The organism is Actinoallomurus sp. CA-150999, assembly GCF_050942425.1.
Classification (GTDB): Bacteria; Actinomycetota; Actinomycetes; order Streptosporangiales; family Streptosporangiaceae; genus Actinoallomurus.
This window is the reverse complement of record NZ_CP192063.1, coordinates 10,748,666-10,773,555: the sequence shown is the minus strand read 5'-3', so window position 1 is coordinate 10,773,555 and position 24,890 is coordinate 10,748,666. Positions and strand designations below refer to the sequence as shown.

Annotated in this window: 26 protein-coding genes; 16 read left to right on the top strand and 10 right to left on the bottom strand. The window is 70.6% G+C overall.

Annotated elements, in window-relative coordinates; all coding sequences use genetic code 11:
* Window positions 1-6: 6 nt before the first annotated feature.
* A complete protein-coding gene (locus tag ACQP2O_RS49775; RefSeq protein ID WP_433191431.1) occupies window positions 7-978 on the bottom strand; it encodes a LacI family DNA-binding transcriptional regulator in 972 nt (323 codons plus the stop codon).
* Window positions 979-1,481: 503 nt separating this feature from the next.
* Between ACQP2O_RS49775 and ACQP2O_RS49770 the strand changes: the two genes are divergently transcribed.
* Genes ACQP2O_RS49770 through ACQP2O_RS49755 form a run of 4 tightly spaced genes read left to right on the top strand, consistent with a single transcriptional unit; the run spans window position 1,482 to window position 3,427 of the window.
* Entirely contained in the window at window positions 1,482-1,712 is a 231-nt protein-coding gene (locus tag ACQP2O_RS49770) for a LuxR C-terminal-related transcriptional regulator (protein ID WP_360884936.1), read from the top strand.
* Window positions 1,713-1,757: 45 nt separating this feature from the next.
* Window positions 1,758-2,267, top strand: coding sequence for an amino-acid N-acetyltransferase (locus tag ACQP2O_RS49765; RefSeq protein ID WP_433176896.1), 510 nt, complete (start codon window positions 1,758-1,760; stop codon window positions 2,265-2,267).
* Between the two features lie 3 nt (window positions 2,268-2,270).
* Window positions 2,271-2,858, top strand: a complete 588-nt coding sequence (locus tag ACQP2O_RS49760; protein WP_433176894.1) for an RDD family protein — start codon at window positions 2,271-2,273, stop codon at window positions 2,856-2,858.
* Window positions 2,855-3,427, top strand: a complete 573-nt coding sequence (locus tag ACQP2O_RS49755) for an RDD family protein (protein WP_433176893.1) — start codon at window positions 2,855-2,857, stop codon at window positions 3,425-3,427. Before ACQP2O_RS49760 ends, ACQP2O_RS49755 begins: the two co-directional genes overlap by 4 nt.
* Here ACQP2O_RS49755 and ACQP2O_RS49750 read toward each other — a convergent pair.
* Window positions 3,413-6,673 carry a UvrD-helicase domain-containing protein gene (locus ACQP2O_RS49750; protein ID WP_433191429.1) on the bottom strand — a complete coding sequence of 1,087 codons (3,261 nt, stop codon included), beginning with the start codon at window positions 6,671-6,673 and terminating at the stop codon, window positions 3,413-3,415. The genes ACQP2O_RS49755 and ACQP2O_RS49750 overlap by 15 nt on opposite strands.
* A gap of 523 nt (window positions 6,674-7,196) precedes the next feature.
* Between ACQP2O_RS49750 and ACQP2O_RS49745 the strand changes: the two genes are divergently transcribed.
* From ACQP2O_RS49745 to ACQP2O_RS49725, 5 genes are all read left to right on the top strand, one after another.
* Window positions 7,197-7,340, top strand: coding sequence for a hypothetical protein (locus ACQP2O_RS49745; RefSeq protein WP_360884925.1), 144 nt, complete (start codon window positions 7,197-7,199; stop codon window positions 7,338-7,340).
* 146 nt (window positions 7,341-7,486) lie between these two features.
* On the top strand, window positions 7,487-7,807 hold the full coding sequence (locus tag ACQP2O_RS49740) for a histone-like nucleoid-structuring protein Lsr2 (RefSeq protein ID WP_252779361.1): 321 nt from the start codon (window positions 7,487-7,489) through the stop codon (window positions 7,805-7,807).
* Between the two features lie 243 nt (window positions 7,808-8,050).
* Complete coding sequence (locus ACQP2O_RS49735) at window positions 8,051-10,558, top strand: ATP-dependent Clp protease ATP-binding subunit (protein ID WP_433176890.1); 2,508 nt, start codon at window positions 8,051-8,053, stop codon at window positions 10,556-10,558.
* Between the two features lie 221 nt (window positions 10,559-10,779).
* Window positions 10,780-11,415, top strand: a complete 636-nt coding sequence (locus tag ACQP2O_RS49730; RefSeq protein ID WP_433176888.1) for an SAM-dependent methyltransferase — start codon at window positions 10,780-10,782, stop codon at window positions 11,413-11,415.
* Entirely contained in the window at window positions 11,412-11,570 is a 159-nt protein-coding gene (locus ACQP2O_RS49725; protein WP_433176887.1) for an SAM-dependent methyltransferase, read from the top strand. The genes ACQP2O_RS49730 and ACQP2O_RS49725 overlap by 4 nt, the downstream gene beginning before the upstream one ends.
* Window positions 11,571-11,580: 10 nt before the next feature.
* On the opposite strand, the gene ACQP2O_RS49720 is transcribed toward ACQP2O_RS49725, so the two are convergent.
* Window positions 11,581-12,192: a PadR family transcriptional regulator gene (locus ACQP2O_RS49720; RefSeq protein WP_433176885.1), complete on the bottom strand. Its 612-nt coding sequence runs from the start codon at window positions 12,190-12,192 to the stop codon at window positions 11,581-11,583.
* 76 nt (window positions 12,193-12,268) lie between these two features.
* On the opposite strand from ACQP2O_RS49720, the gene ACQP2O_RS49715 reads away from it, so the two are divergent.
* Window positions 12,269-13,147 (top strand): SDR family NAD(P)-dependent oxidoreductase, encoded by an 879-nt coding sequence (locus tag ACQP2O_RS49715; RefSeq protein WP_433176883.1) that lies wholly within the window; start codon window positions 12,269-12,271, stop codon window positions 13,145-13,147.
* A 35-nt stretch (window positions 13,148-13,182) separates the two neighbouring features.
* Window positions 13,183-14,022, top strand: coding sequence for an SDR family NAD(P)-dependent oxidoreductase (locus tag ACQP2O_RS49710; RefSeq protein ID WP_433176881.1), 840 nt, complete (start codon window positions 13,183-13,185; stop codon window positions 14,020-14,022).
* An 89-nt stretch (window positions 14,023-14,111) separates the two neighbouring features.
* On the opposite strand, the gene ACQP2O_RS49705 is transcribed toward ACQP2O_RS49710, so the two are convergent.
* Together ACQP2O_RS49705 and ACQP2O_RS49700 are read right to left on the bottom strand one after the other, a co-directional pair.
* Window positions 14,112-14,639: a DinB family protein gene (locus tag ACQP2O_RS49705; protein WP_433176879.1), complete on the bottom strand. Its 528-nt coding sequence runs from the start codon at window positions 14,637-14,639 to the stop codon at window positions 14,112-14,114.
* A 20-nt stretch (window positions 14,640-14,659) separates the two neighbouring features.
* Window positions 14,660-15,535, bottom strand: a complete 876-nt coding sequence (locus tag ACQP2O_RS49700; protein WP_433176877.1) for an A/G-specific adenine glycosylase — start codon at window positions 15,533-15,535, stop codon at window positions 14,660-14,662.
* A gap of 65 nt (window positions 15,536-15,600) precedes the next feature.
* Between ACQP2O_RS49700 and ACQP2O_RS49695 the strand changes: the two genes are divergently transcribed.
* Entirely contained in the window at window positions 15,601-16,269 is a 669-nt protein-coding gene (locus ACQP2O_RS49695; protein WP_433176875.1) for a hypothetical protein, read from the top strand.
* On the opposite strand, the gene ACQP2O_RS49690 is transcribed toward ACQP2O_RS49695, so the two are convergent.
* Complete coding sequence (locus tag ACQP2O_RS49690; protein ID WP_433176874.1) at window positions 16,261-16,833, bottom strand: TetR family transcriptional regulator; 573 nt, start codon at window positions 16,831-16,833, stop codon at window positions 16,261-16,263. The two genes, ACQP2O_RS49695 and ACQP2O_RS49690, sit on opposite strands and share 9 nt — an antisense overlap.
* Window positions 16,834-16,928: 95 nt before the next feature.
* Here ACQP2O_RS49690 and ACQP2O_RS49685 point away from each other — a divergent pair, with 95 nt between their 5' ends.
* Window positions 16,929-17,774 (top strand): SDR family NAD(P)-dependent oxidoreductase, encoded by an 846-nt coding sequence (locus ACQP2O_RS49685; RefSeq protein WP_433176872.1) that lies wholly within the window; start codon window positions 16,929-16,931, stop codon window positions 17,772-17,774.
* Between the two features lie 7 nt (window positions 17,775-17,781).
* On the opposite strand, the gene ACQP2O_RS49680 is transcribed toward ACQP2O_RS49685, so the two are convergent.
* Window positions 17,782-18,921, bottom strand: coding sequence for a serine hydrolase domain-containing protein (locus ACQP2O_RS49680; protein ID WP_433176870.1), 1,140 nt, complete (start codon window positions 18,919-18,921; stop codon window positions 17,782-17,784).
* A gap of 72 nt (window positions 18,922-18,993) precedes the next feature.
* Here ACQP2O_RS49680 and ACQP2O_RS49675 point away from each other — a divergent pair, with 72 nt between their 5' ends.
* Window positions 18,994-19,647 carry a TetR/AcrR family transcriptional regulator gene (locus ACQP2O_RS49675; RefSeq protein ID WP_433176868.1) on the top strand — a complete coding sequence of 218 codons (654 nt, stop codon included), beginning with the start codon at window positions 18,994-18,996 and terminating at the stop codon, window positions 19,645-19,647.
* A gap of 41 nt (window positions 19,648-19,688) precedes the next feature.
* Here ACQP2O_RS49675 and disA read toward each other — a convergent pair whose 3' ends face one another.
* Together disA and radA are read right to left on the bottom strand one after the other, a co-directional pair.
* Window positions 19,689-20,768, bottom strand: coding sequence for a DNA integrity scanning diadenylate cyclase DisA (disA, locus tag ACQP2O_RS49670; protein WP_433176866.1), 1,080 nt, complete (start codon window positions 20,766-20,768; stop codon window positions 19,689-19,691).
* Between the two features lie 68 nt (window positions 20,769-20,836).
* Window positions 20,837-22,252 carry a DNA repair protein RadA gene (radA, locus tag ACQP2O_RS49665; RefSeq protein WP_433176864.1) on the bottom strand — a complete coding sequence of 472 codons (1,416 nt, stop codon included), beginning with the start codon at window positions 22,250-22,252 and terminating at the stop codon, window positions 20,837-20,839.
* A 149-nt stretch (window positions 22,253-22,401) separates the two neighbouring features.
* Between radA and ACQP2O_RS49660 the strand changes: the two genes are divergently transcribed.
* A complete protein-coding gene (locus ACQP2O_RS49660) occupies window positions 22,402-23,250 on the top strand; it encodes an SGNH/GDSL hydrolase family protein (RefSeq protein WP_433176862.1) in 849 nt (282 codons plus the stop codon).
* Between the two features lie 11 nt (window positions 23,251-23,261).
* On the opposite strand, the gene ACQP2O_RS49655 is transcribed toward ACQP2O_RS49660, so the two are convergent.
* Complete coding sequence (locus ACQP2O_RS49655) at window positions 23,262-23,849, bottom strand: class I SAM-dependent methyltransferase (RefSeq protein WP_433191427.1); 588 nt, start codon at window positions 23,847-23,849, stop codon at window positions 23,262-23,264.
* Window positions 23,850-23,995: 146 nt separating this feature from the next.
* Between ACQP2O_RS49655 and ACQP2O_RS49650 the strand changes: the two genes are divergently transcribed.
* Window positions 23,996-24,877, top strand: coding sequence for a sugar phosphate isomerase/epimerase family protein (locus tag ACQP2O_RS49650; protein WP_433176860.1), 882 nt, complete (start codon window positions 23,996-23,998; stop codon window positions 24,875-24,877).
* Window positions 24,878-24,890 lie beyond the last annotated feature (13 nt).

Sequence of the window (24,890 nt, the reverse complement as noted above, 5' to 3'; positions counted from 1 at the left end):
GTGCCCTCAGGCAGACTCGCGGACGATGAGCTCGGGGGACAGGACGACCTGCCGGTGCTCGTGCTGCTCCGGGTCGCCGGTCTCCGCGAGCGCCAGCTCGGTCGCGGTCCGGCCGAGCTCCTCGCGCGGCTGGCGTACGGTCGTCAGCGGCACGACGGCCGTCGCGGCGAGGTCGATGTCGTCGTAGCCGACCACGCTGATCTCCGTGGGCACCTTCACCCCCGCCCGTACGAGCTCGTTGATCAGTCCGATCGCGAGCAGGTCGTTGCCGCAGAAGACCCCGGTGGGCAGGGGGTCCAGCTCGAGCAGCCGCCGGGCCGCCGCGCGCCCGGCCGCCGCCGTCATCTCCGGCTGCTCGAGCGTCGTCAGGGCGTGCTCGTCCAGTCCCGCGTCCCGGGCCGCGCGTACGGCGCCCGCGTGGCGCTCGCGGACCGGTCCGATCGACAGCGGGCCGGTGACGAACACGAGCCGGCGGTGGCGCCGGCCCAGCAGGTGACGGGCTGCCAGCGCTCCGCCCGCGCGGTGGTCGACCGCCACCGAGCAGATGCCGGCGGTGGTCCGGTCGAGCAGCACGACGGCGAGCCCGCGCCCGTGCAGTTCGGCCACGCGGGCCGCGCCGAGCTCCAGTGGGCTGATCAGCAGACCGGAGACGTTCTGTTCCTCCAGGAAGTCCAGACAGCGCTGTTCCTTCGTCGGAGAGCCCTCGCTGGTGCACCAGAGGGCGTCGAACCCCTCGGCGTTCATCACCACCTCGGCCGCCCGGCCCACATCGCTGAAGTACGGGTTGGCCATGCTCGGGACGACCACGCCGAGGACGTGGCTCTGCCCCTGCCGGAGCTGTCGTGCGGTCTCGTTGCGGACGAAGCCGAGCTCGCCGATGGCGGCCTGAACGCGTTCCCGGGTTGCTTCGGCCACCAGATTTGGCCGATTTAGGACATTCGAAACCGTGCCCACCGAGACTCCTGCATGTATCGCCACATCTCGGATACTGACGCGCGTCAACGCTTCCACCTTCCCGGTGAGTGCGGTTTTCGCAGGTCGACAAGGGTGAAGAACTGTGGCCGATGTGTTACGTAGCGGAACGGATATGAGCGTCTACGCGTCGTAACATGCGAACCCTTGACGCCCCGCAGACGGCCGCTTAGCGTTCCGGAGCGGAGCGTAGCTTGAAACGATTCACGATCTTTGCCGGATCACTGCGCGAAAGGGATGGGGGCGAGGGCGCACACATGACCCCATCCGGACACGCCGAATTCGGTCCCGGCACCAGCGCCGGGACGTTTCCTCGTGCCATCGACTTGGCACCGGAGGCGGCGTTCCCGCTCAACTCTCCAACGTATGAATCGTTACCCGGAGTTCCCGCGTCGCGCATCCTCATGCGGACGGGAGGCCAACTCCGGTCAAGCGCGCTCCGGCCTACCCGTGCCCATGCGGCGGTCGCCGCATCCCCGCAGCCATCACCCGGGACGAGGGAGGACGGAGTGGAACAGGCCACACTCACACGTCGTGGCACCGACGATCCGCGTCTGAGCGAGGATGAGCTCCGCTTGCTCTCGCAGATCGCCACAGGTGTCACCGCAGATGTGGCGGCGCGGAAACTCGAGCTCAGCGCGCGCACCTTGCGGAGGAGGCTGCGATCGATCTGTGACCGCCTTGATGTGAACACCCCTATCGAGGCCGTCGTATGGGCGGCACGGAGGCAGCTCATCTGATCGGTGACGAGGGCATCCCGGCGTTCCGGCTAGTGTCCCCTGTTTGTGGAGATAGCGATCCGCCGTGCCCGCGTGACCGACGTCCGGGCGATCCGGCGGCTGGTCGACCTGTACTCCGGGCCGGGCCGGCTGCTGGAGAAGTCCACCGTCACCCTCTACGAGGACGTCCAGGAGTTCTGGGTCGCGGAGGACCGGGAGAGCGGTGACGTCGTGGGCTGTGGTGCGTTGCACGTCATGTGGGAGGATCTCGCCGAGGTTCGTTCGGTGGCCGTCGATCCGTCCCGGCATGGGCGTGGGGTGGGGCACCGGATCGTCGCGCGGCTCCTCGAGACCGCGCGCGAGCTCGGTGTGCGCCGCGTGTTCTGCCTGACGTTCGAGGTGGAGTTCTTCGCCCGGCACGGGTTCCAGGCCCTCAAGGGCACTCCGGTCTCACCGGAGGTGTACGAGGAGCTGCTGCGCAGCTACGACGACGGCGTGGCGGAGTTCCTCGACCTCGAGCGGGTCAAGCCGAACACCCTGGGCAACACCCGGATGCTGCTGCACCTGGAAGGGTAGTGAATGAGCGAGCCATATCCGCAGTACGGCCGGTCGGCGGAGTACGCGGAGCACGGGTCGTACGGCGGCGAGCACCACGGATCGTACGGCGGGCAGGAGCCGCAGGCGGAGCTGATCCTCGCCCCGATCGCCCGGCGGGCCGGCGCACGGGTGATCGACGCGGGGCTGCTCGGGGTCGTGGGGTTCGCCCTGATCCTGCCGTTCATGATCGCGGCGGTGGGCCTCAACGAGCCGGCCAACCACGTCAAGAGCGGCGGCGGCATCTGGTCGGGCACTGCCATCGTCGGGTGGATCCTCGTCCTGGGCATCCTGCCGTTCGCGTACGAGGCCGTGCAGCTCGCGCTGTGGGGGCAGACGCTCGGCAAGCGGGTGCTGCGCCTGCGGGTGCTCACCGAGACCGGCGAGCCGCTGACGCCCGCCCGCGCGGCGGCCCGGGCGGCGGTCAACAACGTCGTGTACCTCTTCGGCTGCGGCGTCGGCACGGTGATGGCGTACCTCTGGGCGATCTGGGACCAGCCTCTGCACCAAGGGCTGCACGACCGGCTGGCGGCCACCGTCGTGGTCGACGACCGAGAGTTCGCGGACGAGTGACCGAGGAGGCCGTCGACGCGGTGGCCGAGCCGTCGCAGCGTCTGGTCGCCCGCATCATCGACACCTTGATCGTCGGCGTGCCCATCGCCACGGGCGCGACCGAGATCTTCCCCCGCGAGACCGCGCAGACGGTCGTGGCGCCGATCGCCTTCGCCGTGACCTTCTTTCTCTACGAGGCGGTGCAGCTCGCCGTCTGGGGGCGCACGGTCGGCAAGCGTCTCACCGGACTGCGGGTGATCTCCGTCACGGGGGAGCGGCCGACCGTCGTACAGGCGCTCATCCGCGCGGCGATCTACGCGCTGCCGCCTGCCGCGCGCCCCGTCCCGATCCTCAACATCCTCGCCGCGATCTTCTGGCTGGCCGAGAACGGCCTGCAGTTCGAGGGCTCGTACCGGCAGGCGCTCCACGACCGCGCGGCCGGCACCCTCGTCATCGACGTCCGGCCGCGCGCCCTGAACGAACCCGCCCCCGCCGACGAGCCCACCGCCGACGAGCCCGGTCCCGTGGAGGAACCGGGTCTCGCGGAGGAACCGGGCCTCGTGGACGAGCCGCGCTCAGATCAGCCGTAGCTGACGGTCGCGGGGGCGGCGGCGGGCGGCCTCCGGGCGGGTCACCAGTTCGGCGGGGATCGAGCGCAGGAACGGCGACGGCTCCCGGCGCCGCGTGGACGACAGGAACAGGTGCGTCTGCGCCCGCGTCATGCCGACGAAGAACAGCCGGCGTTCCTCCGCCTCGTCGCTGTCCGGCAGCCGCAGCGGCAGCAGGCCGTCCTCACAGCCGATGACGAACACGACGGGGAACTCCAGGCCCTTGGCCGCGTGCAGCGTCAGCAGCGCGATGCGGTCGGCGCGCGGGTCGTACGCGTCGACCTCCGCGCCGAGCGCCAGCTCGCCCAGGAACGCCTCCAGGTCGTCGCCGCAGCGGACGGCGAGCGGCGTCAGCAGCTCGGCCGCGGACCGCAGCACGGCCTCGTCGTGGATCTCGATGAGCGCGCCGGTGGCGCCGCGGAGCCGGTCGCGCAGCGGCCCGCCGTGGTGGCGCAGCTCGTGCGCGAGCTCCCGCACGCCCGGCCGCTTGAGGAGCCGGTCGTGCGAGCGCTTCTGGAAGGGCATGCCGGCGCGGGTCAGCGCCTCCATCACCGGCTCGGACTGCGCGTCGGTCCGGTACAGCACGGCGATGTCGGAGAAGTCGAGATGGTCGGCGTGGTGGCCGTCGGAGCGCCCGGAGTCCATCGAGTGGAAGGACGACCCGCCCAGGAGCCGGTCGATCGTGCCCGTGACGTAGTCGGCCTCCGCCTGGGCGTCCGCCGTCTCGTGCACCTGGATGAGCCGGTCGCCGGAGCGCTGCGGGACGAGCGTCCGGTCGGGCACGAGGCTGGTGGCGGCGATCGCGCGTACGGCCCCGTCGACGATCGCGGGCGCGGAGCGGTAGTTGCGGGTGAGCTGCACCGTCGTCGCGCCGGTGACGTCGTTCTGAAAACGCAGGAAGAAACCCACGTCCGCGCCGCGGAAGGAGTAGATCGCCTGGTCCGGGTCGCCGATCGCGGTGAGCCCGCCGTCGGGCCGGGTCAGCAGCCGCAGCAGGGCGTACTGCGTCTCGTCGACGTCCTGGTACTCGTCGACGCTGATCCACGGCCAGCGGCCGCGGTACGCCTCGGCCAGCTCCGGGTCCTCTTCCAGAAGGCGTACGGGGAGGCGGAGCAGGTCGGTGAAGTCGGCCAGGCCGCGCTCGCGCAGCCGCTTCTCGAAGGCGCTGCGGGCCTCGGACTCCTCCGGACCGCCCGGCCCGTCGAACCCGGCGAGCAGCTTCCGTGCCTCCTTGTCCGTGCCGGCCATCTCCCGGGCCACGTCGAGCCGGTCGGCCTCGTCGGCGATGCGGAAGCCGTCGGGGAGCCCGGCCCGCGCGTGCTGCTCGCGCAGGATCAGCGCGCCGAGGCCGTGGAAGGTCGTCACGGTGAGCCGGGCGGCGCGTCCAGGCAGGAGCGCGTCGAGGCGCTCGCGCATCTCCTCGGCCGCCCGCCGGGTGAACGTGATCGCCAGACAGTGCTCCGGCGGGACGCCGCGCTCGCCGACGAGGTGGGCGATCCGGTGCGTGAGGGTGCGGGTCTTCCCGGTGCCCGGCCCGGCGATGATCAGGAGCGGCCCGCCGGGATGCGCGGCCGCCGCGCGCTGATCGGGGTCGAGCCCGTCCAGCACGGATCTCCCAGTGCCCTCGTCCGGTCTTCCCGTGCCCTCGTCGGGTGCCGATTCCCCGTCGAGCCCGTGCCGGCTCTCGTCCGGTGTGGGCCCTCCGGTGGCATCGTCTTGCTCGGCGGCCTCGACGGCCTCCAGGATGTCCTGTTGCCCCTCGATGGGTACTTCGTCCGGCACGGCCCCGTCGGGCGTTTCTGCGGCCTCTGACGGCTCCGGAGCGGTGCTCTGGGACGGAGGAGGACGGTCGTCGGCGCCGGGCACGTCGAACAGGCCCGGCTCCCGTACGGCCTTCGCGGGCGGGGTCTCGGGCAGGTCGAAGAGGCCCGAGTCGTCCGGCGCGCCGAGGAGACCGACGGCGAGCTTGCCCTCCCGGCGGAGCTCGCCGGGCTGGAAGAGCCGGATCACGCCGTACTCGCCGTCGTATCCGGCGTCGCGGACGACCTCCCCGCGGCGCAGCCGGGCAATGGCCTCGGCCAGGAGCTCGCCGCCCGCCCGGCGTACGTCGTCCAGGGGCACCTCGTCGAGGATCGTGAGCTCCGACCCGAGCGTCGACACGAGCTCGGCGATGTGCCCCAGCACGGACTTCGAGCGCGGCCCGACGCCGCGGATCTCGCTGACGATCTCCGGCAGCGGGATGAGGTTGCGGAAGTCCGCCGCGCTCTCGGGCCGCCTTCCCTCAGGGTGATCGGCGAGCTCGTCGACGCGGTACAGCACGCCGATGGTCAGCGGTCGGCCGCAGGAGGGGCAGCGCCCGTCCTGCGCCTTGGTCTCCTCGGGCTCCAGCCGGACGCCGCACTTGCGATGCCCGTCGAGGTGGTACTTGCCCTCCTCGGGGAAGAACTCGACGCTCCCGGCGTACCCGTCGCCGGTCTCCAGGGCGGCGCGCAGGGCGTAGTAGTCCATGTCGGTGTCGAAGGCCGACGCCTCGCGGGCGAGCGCGGGCGGGGAATGCGCGTCCGAGTTGCTCACGAGGCGGTACCGGTCCAGCGATTCGACACGCCAGTTCATGAGGGGGTCGGAAGAAAGACCCGTCTCGACCGCGAAGATGTGGTCGGCCAGATCGTCGTAGCAGTCGGCGACGGCGTCGAATCCGGATTTGGACCCCAGGACGGAGAACCACGGCGTCCACACGTGCGCGGGGATGAGATACGACCCCGGGTCGCTCTGCAGTGTGATCTCGAGAAGGTGCCGCGAGTCGAGGCCGAGGATGGGCCGTCCGTCGGAGGTGACGTTGCCGATCCGGGCCAGCGCTGTGGTGATGCGCTCGGCTGCCTCGAACGAGGGGGCATAAAGAAGGTGATGTACCTTCCGTGTACGTTCACCCTTTTTGTAGATCGTGGAGATCTCGACGGAGAGCAGAAAGCGCACCGGAGCCCGGCACGCGGGCGGTAGTGTGCGAGCGACCCGTCGCTCGAGCTCGGGCCGCAGCCGGAACAGGCCCGGTTCAGCGGGAACGAGGTTCTGCCGCAGCTCCTCCATCCACGCCGGATGCGTGAAATCCCCGGTGCCCACGACCGATACGCCTTTGCGCCCGGCCCACCAGGCCAAGTGTTCAAGGTCACAGTCCTTGCTGCAGGCGCGGGAGTACTTCGAATGGATATGAAGGTCCGCGTAGAACATCACGTCGTCGCCCGTCGTCTCGATCGTCCGACCCAACCCCATTGGATCCTGCCATGCTCGGGGACTTATGATCGCCGGATCGCGGGGCCGGGCGGATTCGCGGAGCCCCTTCGCCACAGGGGATCCAGGACTCCACGGCCGGGTGGCACGGCACATTCGCGTGCTGTGCTGGGGCTTAAGCGCCGGTTCGACACGGTTATTCGCCATGCCGGGAGGATCGCGAAAACGGAGACACGACCCGGTTTAGCGCCTCGACCTCATCGTCACAGCTCCGCCGCCTCCACCCCAGGACGCTGCGGGAACACCGGTAGTGGCTTCGTTCGTTGACCATGGGTCTCGCGATGGGGCCGCCGAATCCCGGCGCTCCTGCGGACCCGATGTTCGCCGGGTGCCCGGTCCGGAAAGGGGCGGGTGTACCCACGGGGACGTGCTGCGCGACAATTTCACCATGAGGATGCACGCCCATGGCCACTGAGCCCGGGCGAGCGTCCCGTTAAACCCGACGGGAACGGAAGGCGTGGGTCGGATGTGGAAGGACCTCGCGGCGCTCGCGCCGCCTCTCACCGTGGCTGCCGCGTTCTTGGCAGGCGTGTTCTGGGTGGTGCGGCGAGAGATGGGCGGTAAGCGCCGCCGCGAACGCACCCCGGAGAACCGCCGGAGCGGTCAGTAACCCCAGGGATCCGGAGCGATTGCTGGGGATAACGCTGCGTAACGGGCGTGCTAAACTCGGATCTGTGGTTCGAATTGTCATCGACCACTGTGGCGGTATATCTTTGGCAACCGAATGCAGTTTGCTCCGGTGAAAGGTCAGTCTCCATGGCAGAGCAGATCATTAAGCGCCTCATCGACGACCTCGATGGCGGCGAGGCGGAGGAGACGGTTCCGTTCTCCATCGACGGAGTCTCCTATGAGATCGATCTCAGCAGCGACAACGCAAAGAAGCTGCGCGATTCTCTGTCGCCGTTCGTGGAGCACGCGCGGAGGGCCGGCGTGGGACGCCGCCGCCGCAGCCGTGCCGCCTCGAGCCGCGAGCGCAGCGCGGACATCCGTGCGTGGGCGAAGGCACGTGGCATCAAGGTCAACGAGCGCGGCCGCATCCCGGCGACTGTCGTCGAGGAGTACGAGCGCGCGCACTGACCCGCGGCATGCACAACGCAGATCGGCCCGTTGCCCGACATTTATCGGCAGCGGGCCGTTCGCTTGCGGCGTACGGGGAACATCCAGGGCCCGCGCGGTAGTTGGATGAGGATGAACAGCCCTAGCCCGGGGAATCTCTTCTGGTACGGCGCCGAGGCAGTGACCGCGGGGCGGGGCTAGCATGCGGAAGGACAGGGTCGGACATCCCGGCTACTGCCCAACCGCTCTGTGAGGAGCGACGAGATGTTCGAGAGGTTTACGGACCGCGCGCGGCGGGTTGTCGTCCTGGCTCAGGAAGAGGCCAGGATGCTCAACCACAACTACATCGGCACCGAGCACATCCTCTTGGGCCTCATCCACGAGGGAGAGGGTGTTGCCGCCAAGGCTCTGGAGAGCCTGGGCATCAGCCTCGAAGCCGTCCGCCAGCAGGTCGAAGAGATTATCGGCCAGGGGCAGCAGGCTCCTTCGGGACACATCCCGTTCACTCCGCGGGCGAAGAAGGTCCTTGAGCTGTCGCTGAGGGAGGCGCTGCAGCTCGGCCACAACTACATCGGGACTGAGCACATCCTGCTGGGCCTGATCCGCGAGGGTGAGGGTGTTGCGGCCCAGGTCCTGGTGAAGCTCGGGGCCGACCTGAACCGCGTCCGCCAGCAGGTGATCCAGCTGCTGCACGGGTACCAGGGCAAGGAGCCGGCGTCGTCCGGCGGGCCGTCGGAGGCCGCGCCTTCGACGTCGCTCGTGCTGGACCAGTTCGGCCGCAACCTGACGCAGGCCGCGCGCGAAGGCAAACTCGACCCCGTCATCGGGCGAGAGAAAGAGATCGAGCGGGTCATGCAGGTGCTGTCCCGCCGTACCAAGAACAACCCGGTGCTGATCGGTGAGCCCGGCGTCGGTAAGACCGCGGTCGTCGAGGGCCTGTCCCAGAAGATCGTCAAGGGCGAGGTCCCCGAGACGCTGAAGGACAAGCAGCTCTACACGCTGGACCTCGGGGCCCTGGTCGCCGGCTCGCGCTACCGCGGTGACTTCGAAGAGCGCCTGAAGAAGGTGCTCAAGGAGATCCGCACGCGCGGCGACATCATCCTGTTCATCGACGAGCTGCACACGCTCGTCGGTGCGGGCGCCGCCGAGGGCGCGATCGACGCCGCCAGCATCCTCAAGCCGATGCTGGCCCGCGGCGAGCTGCAGACGATCGGCGCGACGACGCTGGACGAATACCGCAAGTACCTGGAGAAGGACGCCGCGCTCGAGCGGCGGTTCCAGCCGATCCAGGTGGCCGAGCCCTCGCTCAGCCACACGATCGAGATCCTCAAGGGCCTGCGGGACCGCTACGAGGCGCACCACCGCGTGTCGATCACCGACAGCGCGCTCGTGGCCGCCGCCCAGCTCGCCGACCGCTACATCAGCGACCGGTTCCTGCCCGACAAGGCGATCGACCTCATCGACGAGGCCGGCTCGCGCATGCGCATCCGCCGCATGACCGCGCCGCCGGACCTGCGTGAGTACGACGAGAAGATCGCCGACGTGCGGCGCGAGAAGGAGTCCGCGATCGACGCGCAGGACTTCGAGAAGGCCGCCGCCCTGCGCGACAAGGAGAAGCAGCTTCTCCAGTCCAAGGCGCAGCGGGAGAAGGAGTGGAAGGCCGGCGACATGGACGTCGTCGCCGAGGTCACCGAGGAGCTCATCGCCGAGGTCCTCGCGACGGCCACCGGCATCCCGGTCTTCAAGCTCACCGAGGAGGAGACCACACGGCTGCTCCGCATGGAGGACGAGCTGCACAAGCGGGTCATCGGCCAGAACGACGCCATCAAGGCGCTGTCGCAGTCGATCCGGCGTACCCGCGCCGGCCTGAAGGACCCCAAGCGCCCCGGCGGTTCGTTCATCTTCGCCGGCCCCTCGGGTGTCGGTAAGACCGAGCTCTCCAAGACCCTGGCGGAGTTCCTGTTCGGCGACGAGGACGCGCTGATCCAGCTCGACATGTCCGAGTTCATGGAGAAGCACACTGTCTCGCGGCTGTTCGGCTCCCCGCCCGGCTACGTCGGGTACGAAGAGGGCGGCCAGCTGACCGAGAAGGTCCGCCGCAAGCCGTTCTCCGTCGTCCTGTTCGACGAGATCGAGAAGGCCCACCCGGACATCTTCAACTCGCTGTTGCAGATCCTGGAGGACGGTCGCCTGACCGACGCCCAGGGCCGGGTCGTGGACTTCAAGAACACCGTCGTGATCATGACGACGAACCTCGGCACCCGCGACATCTCCAAGGGTCTGTCCGTCGGGTTCGCCCGCGAGAACGACGAGCAGGGCTCGTACGACCGGATGAAGGCGAAGGTCAACGAAGAGCTCAAGCAGCACTTCCGGCCTGAGTTCCTCAACCGTGTCGACGACACCGTGGTCTTCCACCAGCTCACGCCGAAGGAGATCATCCAGATCGTCGACCTGATGATCGCCAAGGTGGACGAGCGGCTCAAGGACCGCGACATGGGCATCGAGCTTCGCCAGGAGGCCAAGGACCTGCTGGCCGAGCGCGGGTACGACCCGGTGCTGGGCGCCCGTCCGCTGCGCCGCACGATCCAGCGGGAGATCGAGGACAATCTGTCCGAGAAGATCCTCTACAACGACCTGCACGCCGGCGAGATCGTCATCGTCGGGGTCGAGGGCAGCGGCGAGACGGCGAAGTTCACCTTCACCGGTGAGCCCAAGCCCGGCTCCGTCCCCGACTCTCCGCCCCCTGCGGCCGAGTCGATCAACCGGCAGTAGTCCCCGGCACGACGTCAGAGGCCCCGCGCTCCGCATGGAGCGCGGGGCCTCTGCATATCCCGTTATGTCCGGTTTCTGCGCTTTCCGCTTTTGGCCAACCACATTTTCGCTGGCAGGCATCGAGTAAGATCATTTACTCCTGGATGCCGTACGGGAAGGTCGTACGTGGGCGAGGCGGCGAGCGGGATCAGAGTGGGCAGCGGCCCGACGGGGCGGTCCAAGTGACGGATCTGCGTACCGATATCGCGCATTCCGCGCGGATCTATGACTACATGCTGGGCGGCAAGGACAATTTCGCGGCGGACCGCGCGGCGGCGGCCGAGATCGTGAAGCACCTGCCCACGCTGCCGGTCTCCATGCGGGCCAACCGCGACTTCATGCTCCGCATGACCCGTTACCTGGTGCGCGAGATGGGCATCCGGCAGTTCCTCGACGTCGGCACCGGCCTGCCGACCTCGCCGAACCTGCACGAGGCCGCCCAGGAGATCGCGCCGGAGACTCGCGTGGTCTACGTCGACAACGACCCGATCGTGCTCGCGCACGCCCGGGCGCTGCTCACCAGTTCTCCGGAGGGCCGGACCGCCTACATCGACGCCGACTTGCGCGACAGCAAGACGATCTTCGAGTCGGCCCGGCTCCACGAGACCCTGAACCTGAGCCGGCCGGTCGCCCTCACTCTCATCGCGATCCTGCAGTTCTTCATCGACGAGGACGAGGCCCACGAGGCCGTACGGGCCTTGGTGGAGCCCCTCGCGCCGGGCAGCGTGCTGGCGCGATCTCGGTGGTGCCCGACGCCGAGCGAGAGAGCCCGCTGGCCGACGGGGTGGCCGCCTACCGGTCCCAGGGAATCCCGATGAAGATGCGCACCAAGGCCGCGACGGAGCGGTTCTTCGACGGCCTGGACCTCGTCGAGCCGGGTGTCGCCAGGGTCACCGAGTGGCGTCCCGACGGGCCGGTCGATCCGGACGATCCCGCGCCGCACATGTACGGCGGAATTGCGATCAAGCGCTGACCGCCGTGCCTCAGACCTCGTTCTCCACGGCCGGAGGGTGGGTGTCGTCTTCGGCCGCCGGTACGGCCGGAGGGACGGTCTGCGCCCACTCGGCCCAGTCGGCCAGCGCCTGGTAGATCCGGACGGCCGCCTCGACGGCCACCCGCATGGAGCGGGTCTGCGGGGCCGTCCCGAAGTCGCCGCGGTCCTTGGCCGCCGCGTAGCCGCGTGCCATGTCGGCGACCTGGGAGAAGAACTCCTGTTCGCGGCGTAGGTGCGTCTGGAGGTCGTCGGTCTCCATGAGCCAGAAGAAGAACGACCGGAGCACCGACTCGGTGCGGAGGGTGTGGTCGACCTCCTCCTCGGTCAGCCAGCGGCGAATCTCGGCCCGCCCGGCATCGGTGATCCGGTAGGCCTTCCGGCCGCGCGGGCCGTGGCTGTCGACCTCGATCATCCCGGCGTCGGCGAGCCGGGACAGTTCGGCGTAGATCTTCGGGTGCTGGGCCGGCCATACCGGTCCCAGGTGCTCCTCGAAGCGCCGGGCCAGGTCATAGCCGCTGGCGGGTCCTTCGGCGAGCAGCCCGAGCAGCCCATGCCGCAGCGACACTCCGTCACCGTCCTCCCTCGAGATCCGTCCGTCCATCTTGACATGTCCTCCGGTACGCCTGATGATCGTGCTGTCCCAAGGTACATGTCCCAAAGTACATGTGAGGTCGATCATGAGTCAGGCCATCGGGAACGGGCGTGCCGTCTTCATCACCGGAGCCACCGGCGGCATCGGCACCGCGACGACGCGCGCCCTCGCCGAGCGCGGCTATCGCGTCTACGCCGGCGTACGCGGCGACGCGCCCCACCTCGCCGAGATCCGCGGCGTCGAACAGATCCACATCGACGTCACCGAGCCGAAGAGCGTCGCCGAGGCCACCGCGGAGGTCACCCGGCTCCAGGGCGGCCGGGGCCTCCATGCCGTCGTGAACAACGCCGGGATCATCATCCAGGGCCCGCTGGAGCTGGTGCCGGCCGAGGACCTGCGCCGCCAGTTCGCCGTCAACGTCTTCGGGCCCGCCGAGGTCATCCGGGCGTTCGCGCCGCTGCTCCGCGAAGGCCGCGGCCGCCTGATCAACATCAGCGCCCCGACGGCGAGGCTCGCGATGCCGTTCGCCGCTCCCATCTCGGCGAGCAAGGCGGCGCTCGACGCGCTGTCCGACGCCCTACGGATCGAACTCGGGGCGCAGGGTGTCGCCGTCGTCACGGTCGTCCCCGGAGCCGTCGAGACGCCGATCTTCGCGAAGGCGGAGGCGGCGGCCATGGAGGCCCTCGCGGACGCCGATCCGGCGCGGCTGGCGCTCTACCGGTCACGGATCGAGGCCATGGGCGCCGCCATGGCGAAGATGCGGCAGTCCAAGCCGGAGACGGTCGCCGACACGATCGTCAAGGCCGTCGGGGCGACCCGGCCGAAGGCACGGTATCTCGCGAACTCCGATGTCCGCCCGGCCCTGCTCGTGTCCCGGCTGCCGGTGCGGCTCCGCGACCGGGTCGTCGTCGGCCTCCTGGGCCTGCGCAAGGCCGAGGCGGCCGGCCCCGCACTTGGCTCCTGACCGGCCCCGCACTCGGATCCTGAGAGGAAGAAGAGATGACAGACATCGCCCTCGTCACGGGTGCCACCGCCGGACTCGGCCGGGCGGTCGCCACGGCCCTCGCCGAGCGCGGGACGCACGTCCTCGTGCACGGCAGGGACGCCGAGCGCGCCGCCTCCGTCGTGGACCGGATCGAGAAGGCCGGCGGGACCGCGCAGGCCTACCTCGCCGACCTCTCCTCACTCGCCCAGGCCCGCGACCTCGCCGACCGGGTGAGCGCCGACCACGGCGCGCTGCGGCTGCTGGTCAACAACGCCGGCGTCGGAGCCGGGCGCCCGCCGTACCGCAGGCGGCACCTGAGCGCGGACGGCCACGAGCTGCGCTTCGCCGTGAACTACCTGGCCCCGGTGCTGCTCGCCCGGCGGCTCGCACCGGCCCTTCGAAAGGGCGTGCTCGCCCGGATCGTCAATGTCGGTTCCGTCGGGCAGGCTCCGGTCGACTTCGCCGACCTGCGCATGGACGCCCGCTACAGCGGCAGCCAGGCGTACTTCCGCAGCAAGTTCGCGCTCGCCGCCTTCAGCTTCGACCTCGCGGACGAGCTGGCCGACGGCGGCGTCACCGTGAACTGCCTGCATCCGGCGTCGTTCATGAACACCCACATGGTCCGGGAGGCGATGGTCCCGCCCATGTCGACCGTCGGCACGGGGGTGAAGGCCGTGATGAACCTGGCGGTCGGCTCGGCCGGCGGGGCCACGGGCCGCTACTTCGACGGCACCGGCGAGGCCAGGGCGCACGAGGGGACGTACGACCCGGCGATCCGCTCCCGGCTGCGCACGGTCACCGCCGAGCTGCTGGCGCCCTTCCTGACGGACGACGGCCGGACCGCCGTCGGATAGCCGCGCCGAGCCCGTGGGCGAACGCCTCGGCGCCGGTGGTCCGGACGAGGACACCGGGCCGGCCCCGCCCATGACGCGCCCGCGTCCGATCAGTGGCCGGTCGCGCCGTCGATGCGCTCGCGGAGCAGGTCGGCGTGGCCGTTGTGGCGGGCGTACTCCTGGATCATGACCGAGTAGACCCACCGGAGAGTCATCTCGACCTCGCGGCGGGGATCGAGGAACGTCTCGTCGAGGGAGCGCCCCGACGTGATGCGGCGGACGAGCTCGACCTCGCAGAGGTAGGTGGTGAAGTCGTCTTCCGCGTCGGCGGTCTCGACGTCGAACTCCGCGTCCAGGTCGTCGTCGGTGACGTACAGGTAGCCGGGCCGCTCCCCGGCGAACCGGTACCGGAACCAGTCGCGCTCCACCTCGGCCATGTGGCGGACGAGGCCGAGCAGTGACAGGTCCGACGGCTCGACGGAGCGCCGCTTGAGCTGCTCGGCGGTCAGCCCGCCGCACTTCCCCAGCAGCGTCCGCCGATGGTGGTCGAGCCAGGCCTCGGCGCTCGTGCGCTCATCGCCGGTCAGCGCCTCGCGGGGAACGGGATCGCGGTCGATCTCCGGTGCCGTCCAGGTCATGTCTCACCAGCTCCACGGGGTCAGCGGGGGAGGGCGAAGCGGCCGTCGTCGAGGGGGTCGATCAGGCCGTCCTCGATGAGCGACGAGAGGGCGCGCTCACGCTGCCGTACGTCGTCCCAGGCGTCGTCGAGTGCGGCGCGTTCCACCGGGCCGCTGGCGTGCCGCAGAACGGCGAGGAGGCGGCCCCGGCACTGACGGTCCGTCCCGGCGTACGTCTGGCCCTTGCGCGCCGGACCGTCGTACGCGGGCTTGCCGGCCAGCCGCCAGGCGCAGGAGGCGATGACCGGGCAGTCGGCGCAGCGCGGAGTCCGGGCGGTGCACACGAGCGCCCCCAGCTCCATCACGGCGACGCCCCAGGTCGCGGCCGTCTCGGCCTCCTCCGGCAGCAGCGACTCGGCGAGGCGCACCTCGGCGGCGGTCTGCGTCTTCGGCGGGTACTCCACGCCGGTGATCACCCGGGCCAGCACCCGGCGCACGTTGGTGTCCAGGACGGCGTGCCGCTGCCGGTACGCGAAGCTCGCCACCGCGGCGGCGGTGTACGCGCCGACGCCGGGCAGCGCGCGCAGGTCGTCGTACGCCGACGGCACCTGCCCGTCGTGGCGTTCGACGATCGCGCGGGCGCTCGCGTGGAGGTTCAGCGCGCGCCGGGGGTAGCCGAGCCGTCCCCAGGCGCGCACGGCCTCGCCGGGCGGCTCGGCGGCCAGCGCGGCGGGCGTCGGCCACCGGGTCAGCCACGCCTCGTACGCGGGCAGCACGCGCGACACCGGGGTCTGCTGCAGCATGATCTCGCTGACCAGGACCGCCCACGGAGAGGCGTCCGGGCGCCGCCAGGGGAGGTCCCGGGCGTGCTCGGCATACCAGCTGAGAATGGGTTCGGCGTAGGTAGGTCGGTGCATGGTGATTCGATCCTGACACGGCGGGTCGCGGTACCGTGCATTGATCGAAAAAGGATACTGAGCGTATGGACTCCGACACGCAACGAGACCTGGGGGAGGCGGACGCCTACTGGCGCCGCCGGGTCTACGTTCTGGCCGGGGGGATCACCGCCATCGGTCTGATGGCGTGGGCCTGCTCGGGTCCCGACCCCAAGAAGCCGACGTCCCAGGTGCGCAACGCCGCGGCCACGATGAGCCCGCTGCCGGTCGCCGTGACTCCGACGGCGACCCCGGGGACCCCGGGGACCCCGGCGTCTCCGGCCGCCACCGTCACCGTCACGGTCACGCCCTCGGCGGCGATCGCCGGGAAACCGCGCAGCGGGGATCGCTGTGCCGACGCGGACGTCGTCGTCGCGCTCACGCCGACCAAGGACGTCTACAAGAGCGGAGAGCACCCGCACTTCCGGCTCAGCGTGGTGAACACCGGGCGCCGGGCCTGCACGTTCGACGTGGGCGCGAAGGCACTCCGGCTCCGGATCACCTCGGGCGCGGACCCGGTCTGGTCGTCCGACCGGTGCGCGGAGGGGCCGGCGTCCGACATCCGGATGCTGCGGCGGGGCGTCCCGTACATCACGGACGTCGGCTGGGACCGTACGCGCTGCGGCGGCGACTCCCGGGCGCTGCCGGGGACGTACGTCGTCACGGCAAAGGGCCGGGGGAGCCGTACGGACGGCCAGGTCTTCCGCCTACGCTGAGTCTTCGGCGAGGGCGGTGACCATGCGGGCGACGAGCGTGCGCGTCTCCTCGAAGGTCGCGTCGCTCAGGGCCGGGGAGCCGATGAGCGAGCGCATCACGCCGAGGCCGAGCAGCAGCGCGCCCACGAGTTCGGCGCGCAGGTCGGCGTCCAGGCCGCCCATCCGGTCCGCGAAGTCCTGGAGATAGTCCGCGCAGATCCGCTCGCGCAACTCGTCGCGTATCGCCGGGCGGCCGGAGGAGCGCAGCATCACCAGCAGCGGGTGCTCGCCGTCGAACTGCTCCCAGTCGGCGAAGACGACGTCGTGGAGCAGGGCGTCGGTGATGTGCGCGAGCGGACGGCCGTCGTCGCCGAGGCCGGCCGGGACCTCGACGTTCACCGCCTCGCCGTAGAGCCGGTCCTTGGAGCCGAAGTAGCGGAAGACCAGCGCCGGGTCCACGCCGACGTCGCCCGCGATGTCACGTACGCCCGTGCCGTCGTAGCCGTGCTGGGCGAAGCGCAGGCGGGCGGCTTCGAGCAGCGCCGCGCGGGTGGCCGCCTTGTCGCGGCGCTTGGGCTGGGTCATGAAGTCAGCATAAGTCATCAGTCGTTGACTTGATGCGAGGATCTCGCCTAGCATCCTTGGTCATCGGTCGATGACTTGTGACGGAAGGTCGAGGCATGCGCACATACGTGATCACCGGCGGTACGGACGGGATGGGCCGGGGGCTGGGGCTGCACTTCCTCCGGCGCGGAGACCGGGTGATCGCGGTGGCGAGCGGGGAGACCAAGGGCCGGGCCTTCCTCGCCGAGGCGGACCGGCTCGGCGCCGCGGACCGAGCCGTTCACCTGCGGGCCGACCTCAGCACCGTGGCGGGCATGCGCAAGGTCATCGACGAGGTGACGGGAGCCGCCGACGCGGTGGACGGGCTGGTCTTCGGGGCGCAGCGCTTCCGCCCCGAGCGCGAGGAGACCGAGGACGGGCTCGAGTTCACCTTCGCGCTCGCCTACCTGAGCCGCTTCGTGATCGGCCACGGCCTGATGGAGCACCTGGAACGCGCCGAGGCGGCCGTCATCATGAACATCGCCGGGCCCGGCGGCATGCCGGGCCGGATCCACTGGGACGACCTTCAGCTTCGCGACGGGTACAAGGGGATGCGGGCCGCGATGCAGACCTCTCGCTGCAACGACCTGCTCGGTGTCGGCTTCGCCGCCCGGTATCCGGACGCCCGGACCCGCTACGTCCTCTACAACCCCGGCTTCGTGGCCACCGCCATGGCCGACCCGCTGCCGCAGCCCCAGCGGGCCATCACCAAGACGCTCGCCCGGTTCTTCGCGACGCCGGTCGACAAGGCGATCGTGCCGATCGCCGGACTGCTCGACGATCCGCCCGCGGCCGCCGTCACGGCGTTCAAGCGCGGCCGGCCGCTCCCGCTCACCGGGACGGACTTCGACCCCGCCGCCGCCGACCGGCTCCACGAGGTGACGACGGACCTGCTGGCCCGGGTGGCCGCGCCCCGCCGGTGACCGGGGGTCATCGCGCTTCCGGCTGGGTGTCGCCGTACATCGCCACCCGGTAGAGAGCCGCGAGCGCGTCGTCGATGGGATGAGGCTGCGGCTTGCCCGAGGAGTCGAGCCGGTTCCACCTCTGCAGGTTCACCGCGATGGACATCTGCCGCCGGCCGTCGGCGCGGGTCATGGCCAGCGCTCCGGCACCCCAGACCGTGCCGCCATGGCCCCAGAAGGTGTCCTGGCCGGGAGCCTTCATCGGGTGCAGGCCGAGGCCGTAGTCGATCGTCTTGCCCTCTTGGGAGATGACCGGGACGGTGCGTTGCATCTGCGCCAGCGACGACCGGCTGACGATCTCGCCGGCGAGCAGCATGCCGAAGAAGCGATTGAGGTCCGCGACGGTCGATATGAGCGAGGCCGCCGGCCCCACGAATGACATGTCATAGACGCTGTAGTCGCGCGGTGGGTCGATCATGCCGAGCCACGCCTCGTACATCTGCGAGTGCGGCCCGTCGACGTACGGCTCGGCGGGGAGTTCGGTGTCCTGGAGCCCGGCGCGCTCGATGACGTTCTGGGTGATGTACTTCTCGGCCGTGGTGCCGGTGACGTGTTCCAGGAGTTCGCCGAGGAGCAGGTAGTTGGTGTTGGAGTACACCCCCGGAGTGCCGCCCGGGGTGCCGACGGCGGGTGCGGCGACCCCCATCTCGATCAGTTCGGTGGCGTGGAACCGCGTGAGCCGGTTGTCGTCCAGGCTCTGGGGCCTGGTGTCCGCGAGGACGGGGAACGCCTTGAGCGAGGGGTAGGCGTACGGCAGGTATTCGGCGAGCCCGCTGGTGTGGTTGATCAGCATCCGGACCGTGATCGCGTCCCCGCGTTCGCCGGGAACCAGTTTCGGCAGGTAGCGGCCGATCGGCGTGTCGAGGCCGATCTGACCGCCCTCGACCTGCTGCAGCACCGCGGCGGCGGTGAAGGGCTTGGTGATGCTGCCGACGCGGTGCCGCATGTCGGCGGTGACGGGACGACCGGTGGCGACATCGGCGACCCCGGCGGCGCCGCGCCAGACCTGGTCGCCGTCACGTACCTCGGCGAACAAGCCCGGCATGCCGGCGCGGTGGACATTCTCGATGGCGGCGTTCAGCTCCGCGGGATCCAGTGGGTTCGTCATGTCCCTAGTATGCACGCACCGCGTGCAACGGCAAGTGCATAAGTTATGCTGACTTCGGACGAGAGGGGTGGGATGGCAGGCCGAAGGCGTTGGTCGACCGAGGAGATCCTGGACGCGGCGGCGGAGCTGCTGCGCACGAGCGACGCCGAGTCGTTCAGCGTGCGCAAGCTCGCCGCGGCGCTCGGGACCGACTCCTCCAGCCTCTACCGGCACTTCCGCAACAAGACCGAGCTCCTGCGCGCGGTCGCCGACCGGATCCTCTTGGCCGCCATGGACGGTTACCGCCCCGAAGGCGACTGGAAGCAGCGCATCACCGCCGTGGCCCTGCGCGTGCGGGAGGCCTTCGGCCGGCAACCCCAGCTCGCCGCGATCTGGGGACGCTACGCGTCAGGCGGCACGGGTTCCCGGCTGGTCATGGAGGAGGTGCTGCAGGCCCTGCGAGCGTCGGGCCTGCCCGACGAGGAGATCCCGGCGCGCTACCACCGGCTTGTGATCCTCATCGCCGCGTTGATCGCCTCCGAGGCAGGGATCAGCACCATCACCCCCGAAGAGTACGAGCAGGGCATGGAGCAGTTCCGCGTCGCCGTGCTGGGCGCCGACCCCGAACGCTTCCCCGCCCTGGCCCACTTCGCCCGCGACGTCCGCCCTCTCGGGGCCGACCGTCGCGCCGCGTTCGAAGAGATCCTCGCCACCCAACTGACCCAGGTCGAGGCCGGCATCCGCTGACGTTAGGGGCCTGGGGCCGGCTTCGGGAGAAGAGCGGCGGCTCAGACGTAGCGCTCGAGAATCGAGGACTCGGCCAGGCGGGACAGGCCCTCGCGGACGCTGCGGGCCCGGGACTCGCCGACGCCGCCCACCGACTGCAGGTCGTCGATGCTGGCGGCGAGGAGCTTCTGCAGGCCGCCGAAGTGCTCGACGAGCCGCTCGACCAGCAGGCTCGGCAGGCGCGGAACCTTGGCGAGCAGGCGGTAACCCTTGGGACTGACCGGCGTGTCGAGCGGATCGTTGCCGCCGAAGTCGAGGACCTCGGCCACGGTGGCCAGGTCGAGGAGATCGTTGGCCGAGAGCTGGTTGAGCGCGTCGAGAACCTCCGCGACCGACCGGGTGCGGTCGTCCGGCTGATAGTCGCGGACGATCAGCTCCCGGTCGATGTCGACGCCGGAGACCAGCTCGTCGAGCTGGAGGGACAGCAACCGCCCGTCGGTGCCGAGCTCGACGACGTAGCCGTTGATCTCGTCGGCGATGCGGCGGACCATCTCCAGGCGCTGCACGACCGCGCTGACGTCGCGCGCGGTGACGAGATCCTCGATCTCCAGCGCCGACAGCGTGCCCGACACCTCGTCGAGCCGCAGCTTGTAGCGCTCGAGCGTGGCGAGGGCCTGGTTGGCGCGGGACAGGATCGCGGCGGAGTCCTCCATGACGTAACGCTGGCCGTCGAGGTAGAGCGCGATGATCCGCATCGACTGGCTGACGGACAGCACCGCGTAGCCGGTCTGGCGGGCGACCCGCTCGGCCGTGCGGTGCCGGGTGCCGGACTCCTCGGTCGGGATCGTCGGATCCGGCATGAGGTGCACGCCGGCGCGCACGATGCGGGTGCAGTTGGCGTCGATGACGATGGCGCCGTCCATCTTGGCCAGCTCGCGCAGCCGGGTGGAGGAGAACTCGACGTCGAGCTCGAACCCGCCCGTGCACAGCCCGGCGACGACGCGGTCGTACCCCATCACGATGAGTGCGCCGGTGTGGCCGCGAAGAATGCGTTCCAGCCCGTCACGGAGCTGCGTCCCAGGAGCGACGGCGGCAAGCGTTGCGCGGCGTCGCTCGTCTTTGCCCTTGTCTTGTGCTGGCACGTGACCCCCGGAGGTCGCTGGACGGCGGTCAGTTTATCGGTGAACGCGGAAGGTCGACCCCGCTCCCCTCACTCCGTCGTGGCGCGCCCGTCCGCGTTCGCCACGGCGAACGCGATGCCGAGCGCCGTCCACACGTCATCCACTTCTGCCACTTGCATACCCTCATCCGTCACGATCGTGCCACTGGTGCGGCCGTTCGTCGGATCGAGCGACCCGCTCGGGACGATGGCGCGCCGGTAGCCGAGCCGGGCCGCCTCGGACAGGCGCCGCTTGGCCGCCTGGACACCGCGGACCTCGCCGGCCAGGCCGACCTCGCCGAAGGCGACCATGTCGGAGGGGAGGGTCGCGTCGTTGGCGGCGCCGGTGACGGCGAGCGCCACGGCCAGGTCGACGGACGGCTCGCTGAGCCGCACACCGCCCACCGTCGCGGCGTACACGTCGCGATCGTGCAGCTTGACGCGGCAGCGGCGCTGCAGCACCGCGAGCATCATCGCGACCCGGGCGGAGTCGAGCCCGGAGGTCATGCGCCGGGGGTTGGCGAGCGGCGACGGGGCGACCAGCGACTGCACCTCCGCCACCAGCGGCCGACGGCCCTCCAGCGTGACCGTCACGCAGGTGCCCGGAGCGGGCTTCTCCTGGCGGGTGAGGAACAGGCCGCTGGGGTCGGCGAGCCCGATGATCCCCATCTCCGACAGGTCGAAGCAGCCCAGCTCGTCGGTCGGGCCGTAGCGGTTCTTCACCGCGCGGATCATGCGCAGCCGGCTGTGCCGGTCGCCTTCGAAGTAGAGCACGACGTCGACGAGGTGCTCCAGGACGCGGGGGCCGGCGATCGAGCCGTCCTTGGTCACGTGGCCGACGACGACCGTGGTGATGCCGCGCTCCTTGGCGACCCGGATCAGGTTGGCGGCCACCTCGCGGACCTGGCTGACGCCGCCGGCGGCGCCGTCGACCTCCGCCGAGCCGATCGTCTGGATCGAGTCGACGACCACCAGCTCGGGTTGCACGGAGTCGATCTGCCCGAGGACGGCGGCCAGGTCGGTCTCGGCGGCGAGGTAGAGACGGTCGGCGATCGAGCCGATCCGGTCGGCCCGCAGCCGGACCTGCTCGGCCGACTCCTCGCCCGTGACGTACAGCGCGGTGCCACGGCCGGCGTGCAGCGCCGCGACCTCCAGCAGCAGGGTGGACTTGCCGATGCCCGGCTCGCCGGCCAGCAGCAGCACCGCGCCCGGCACCAGGCCGCCGCCCAGCACGCGGTCCAGCTCGTCCAGCCCCGTGGGGGCGGTCTGCGCGGCCTTCACGTCGACCTCGCCGATCGGCCGGGCCGGCGCGGTCACCGGGCCGGCCGTCACGACCCGTGCGGGCTTGGCCGCGCCCGCCACGTCGACCGTGCCCCACGCCTGGCACTCCCCGCAGCGCCCGACCCACTTGGACGTCTGCCAGCCGCACTCGGCGCAGCGGTACGCCTGCTTAACGCTCTTCGCCATGGCCGTGACTGTACGGCCCGCCGATGACAAATGAGAGTGACCTTGATGACCGAGGGTGACATAGTAATCACCGGCCGACTCCGGACAGGGGCATTGACGGATCCTGTCCGCCGGGCCTTACTGGCGGCCAGACGGGCAGGGAGGGTGCGATGCGCAGGTGGGTGGCGCTCGTGGCGATGGTTCCGGCGATCATCATGGGCGGCCCGGCGCGGGCGGACACCGGCCGCTACGTCGCGCTCGGCGACTCGTTCACGGCGGGACCCCTCATCCCGCACCGGCACGGCACGCCGATCGCCTGCCTGCGCTCCGACCACAACTACCCGTCCCTGGTGGCGCGGCTGCTCGAGCCGACCGCGTTCACCGACGTGAGTTGCAGCGGCGCCACGACCGAGGACACGACCCGGGCCCAGCCCGTCCTGTTCGGGCACAACGCCCCCCAGCTCGACGCGGTGACCCGGGACACCACGCTGGTGACGATCGGCATCGGCGGCAACGACATCGGCTACAGCCGCATCGTCCTGGCCTGCGCGACGCTCAGCCTCACCGCGCCCCACGGGACGCCCTGCACGCGGTACTACGGCGCGACCCTCGACCAGCGGATCGCCGCGACCGCGCCGAAGATCGCGGCGCTCCTGCATGCCGTGCACGCCCGCGCGCCGCGCGCCCGCGTCCTGCTCGTCGGCTATCCCCGCATGCTGCCCGCCCGGAAAGGCTGCTGGCCGAACGTGCCCACGGCCGAAGGCGACGTCCCGTTCCTCGACGCGTTCGAGCGACACCTCAACACGATGCTCGCCGAGCAGGCCCGGCTCGGCGGAGCGAGCTTCGTCGACGCCTACACGAGCGGCCGGCGGCACGACATGTGCGCCGCCGACCGGTGGGTCGAGGGCATCCTCCTCACCAACCCGGCCGCGCCGGTCCACCCGAACGCCAAGGGCATGCAGGCCGTCGCCGACCGGGTCCTCGCCGTGCTGGGAGCGTCCCGCGTAGCCGCCGACTGAGGGGGTACCTGTCAGTAGTGCCGCCACCATAGGTTGACGGCATAGTCGACCTCACAGCCCTCGACCTCGCCGAGGAACTCCTCGGCGAGCTCGGCCGGAAACTCGATCTTCAGCACGGCCTCGAGGTGCGCGCGGTCGTCGAAGCGCCAGCGAATGTCCAGCGGCGTACGGGAGAACCCATGCCGAGACCAGAACCGCTCGACCGCGTCGGGGTCGTAGGACGGCAGCCAGCGCCGGAACCACGTCCCGAAGGTCGACCGCGTGGCGTCGTTGTCGATGACGAACGCCGCGCCGCCGCGCCGGACGACCCGGCCGAGCTCCGCCAGCCCCGGTTCGCATCCCGGCCCGAAGAAGTACGCCCAGCGGGCGTGGACCACGTCCACCGACTTGTCGGGAACGGGCAGCGCCTGGGCCGCGCCGACACGTACGGCGACGTTCGTGACCTCGGCCACGCGGCGGCGGGCCAGGCCGGCCAGGCCCGCATGCGGTTCGACGCCCACGACCTTGGCGGCGGTCCGCGCGAACGCGGGCAGGTGGAAGCCGGTGCCGCAGCCCACGTCGAGCACGACCGCGCCGTCCCAGGGCCGGATCTCCCGCATGGCCCGCTCGATCCGGGCGTCCGGGTCGGCCGCGCGGTTCTCGAGTTCGTAGACCTGCGGACTGTTCCAGATGTTGGGGCTCGCTATGGCTCCGGCGGCGATCACGCCTCCACGGTAGACGCCGGGACGGCGGGCCGGACCAGGCGATGGAACGCATAGGCTTGCCGATTGTGGAAGAAGTCCTCCAGGTCCCCGACGCGCCCATCGTGCTGTCCTCGGCGTCGGTCTACCCGGAGAAGACGCCGGCCGCGTTCGACCTCGCCGCGCGCCTCGGGTACGACGGCATCGAAATCATGGTCACCGCCGATCCGGCGAGCCAGGACATCGACGTGCTGCGCAGACTCTCCGACTATCACCAGATCCCCATCACGTCGATCCACGCCCCCTGCCTTCTGCTGACCCAGCGCGTCTGGGGCCGTGAGCCCTGGGGCAAGCTGGTGCGCTCCAAGGACGCCGCCGAGAAGCTCGGCGCCAAGGTCGTCGTGGTCCATCCCCCGTTCCGCTGGCAGCGGGAGTACGCCCGCGAGTTCGAAGAGGGACTCGCCCGCATGCAGGAAGAGACGGACGTCGTCTTCGCGGTGGAGAACATGTTCCCCGTACGCGCGCGGGCGGCCGAGGTCGGGATGTACTCCCCGCATTGGAACCCCGTCGACCTGCCGTACCCCAACGTCACGGTCGACCTCTCGCACGCCGCCGTGTCCGGCTCGGACCCCCTCGAGATGGCGGACGACCTCGGCGACCGGCTCGCGCACGTCCACCTCGCGGACGGCATCGGCATCGTCAACCGAGACGAGCACCTGGTCCCCGGCCGGGGCAACCAGCCGTGCGCCGAGATGCTGGAGCGCCTGGCCGCCCAGCGCTACACCGGCCAGATCGTCGTCGAGATCAACACGCGCCGCGCCGTCGACCGCGACCAGCGCGCCGACGACCTCGCCGAGTCGCTGGCGTTCGCCCGCCTCCACCTGGCCGCGGCCGCCCACGCCGGCTCCTGGCAGGTGAACTCCGAGGGCGAGGTCTCACCGTCGTGACCGCCGCCGCGGC

Bases quoted from the DNA above. Each gene is read 5' to 3' on its own strand.
- ACQP2O_RS49760 (WP_433176894.1), top strand. From the start codon at position 2,271: ATGAGCGAGCCATATCCGCAGTACGGCCGGTCGGCGGAGTACGCGGAG.
- ACQP2O_RS49745 (WP_360884925.1), top strand. From the start codon at position 7,197: ATGTGGAAGGACCTCGCGGCGCTCGCGCCGCCTCTCACCGTGGCTGCC.
- ACQP2O_RS49740 (WP_252779361.1), top strand. From the start codon at position 7,487: ATGGCAGAGCAGATCATTAAGCGCCTCATCGACGACCTCGATGGCGGC.
- ACQP2O_RS49735 (WP_433176890.1), top strand. From the start codon at position 8,051: ATGTTCGAGAGGTTTACGGACCGCGCGCGGCGGGTTGTCGTCCTGGCT.
- ACQP2O_RS49725 (WP_433176887.1), top strand. From the start codon at position 11,412: ATGAAGATGCGCACCAAGGCCGCGACGGAGCGGTTCTTCGACGGCCTG.
- ACQP2O_RS49720 (WP_433176885.1), bottom strand. From the start codon at position 12,192: ATGGACGGACGGATCTCGAGGGAGGACGGTGACGGAGTGTCGCTGCGG.
- ACQP2O_RS49715 (WP_433176883.1), top strand. From the start codon at position 12,269: ATGAGTCAGGCCATCGGGAACGGGCGTGCCGTCTTCATCACCGGAGCC.
- ACQP2O_RS49710 (WP_433176881.1), top strand. From the start codon at position 13,183: ATGACAGACATCGCCCTCGTCACGGGTGCCACCGCCGGACTCGGCCGG.
- ACQP2O_RS49705 (WP_433176879.1), bottom strand. From the start codon at position 14,639: ATGACCTGGACGGCACCGGAGATCGACCGCGATCCCGTTCCCCGCGAG.
- ACQP2O_RS49700 (WP_433176877.1), bottom strand. From the start codon at position 15,535: ATGCACCGACCTACCTACGCCGAACCCATTCTCAGCTGGTATGCCGAG.
- ACQP2O_RS49695 (WP_433176875.1), top strand. From the start codon at position 15,601: ATGGACTCCGACACGCAACGAGACCTGGGGGAGGCGGACGCCTACTGG.
- ACQP2O_RS49690 (WP_433176874.1), bottom strand. From the start codon at position 16,833: ATGACCCAGCCCAAGCGCCGCGACAAGGCGGCCACCCGCGCGGCGCTG.
- ACQP2O_RS49685 (WP_433176872.1), top strand. From the start codon at position 16,929: ATGCGCACATACGTGATCACCGGCGGTACGGACGGGATGGGCCGGGGG.
- ACQP2O_RS49680 (WP_433176870.1), bottom strand. From the start codon at position 18,921: ATGACGAACCCACTGGATCCCGCGGAGCTGAACGCCGCCATCGAGAAT.
- ACQP2O_RS49675 (WP_433176868.1), top strand. From the start codon at position 18,994: ATGGCAGGCCGAAGGCGTTGGTCGACCGAGGAGATCCTGGACGCGGCG.
- radA (WP_433176864.1), bottom strand. From the start codon at position 22,252: ATGGCGAAGAGCGTTAAGCAGGCGTACCGCTGCGCCGAGTGCGGCTGG.
- ACQP2O_RS49660 (WP_433176862.1), top strand. From the start codon at position 22,402: ATGCGCAGGTGGGTGGCGCTCGTGGCGATGGTTCCGGCGATCATCATG.
- ACQP2O_RS49655 (WP_433191427.1), bottom strand. From the start codon at position 23,849: ATGCGGGAGATCCGGCCCTGGGACGGCGCGGTCGTGCTCGACGTGGGC.
- ACQP2O_RS49650 (WP_433176860.1), top strand. From the start codon at position 23,996: ATGGAACGCATAGGCTTGCCGATTGTGGAAGAAGTCCTCCAGGTCCCC.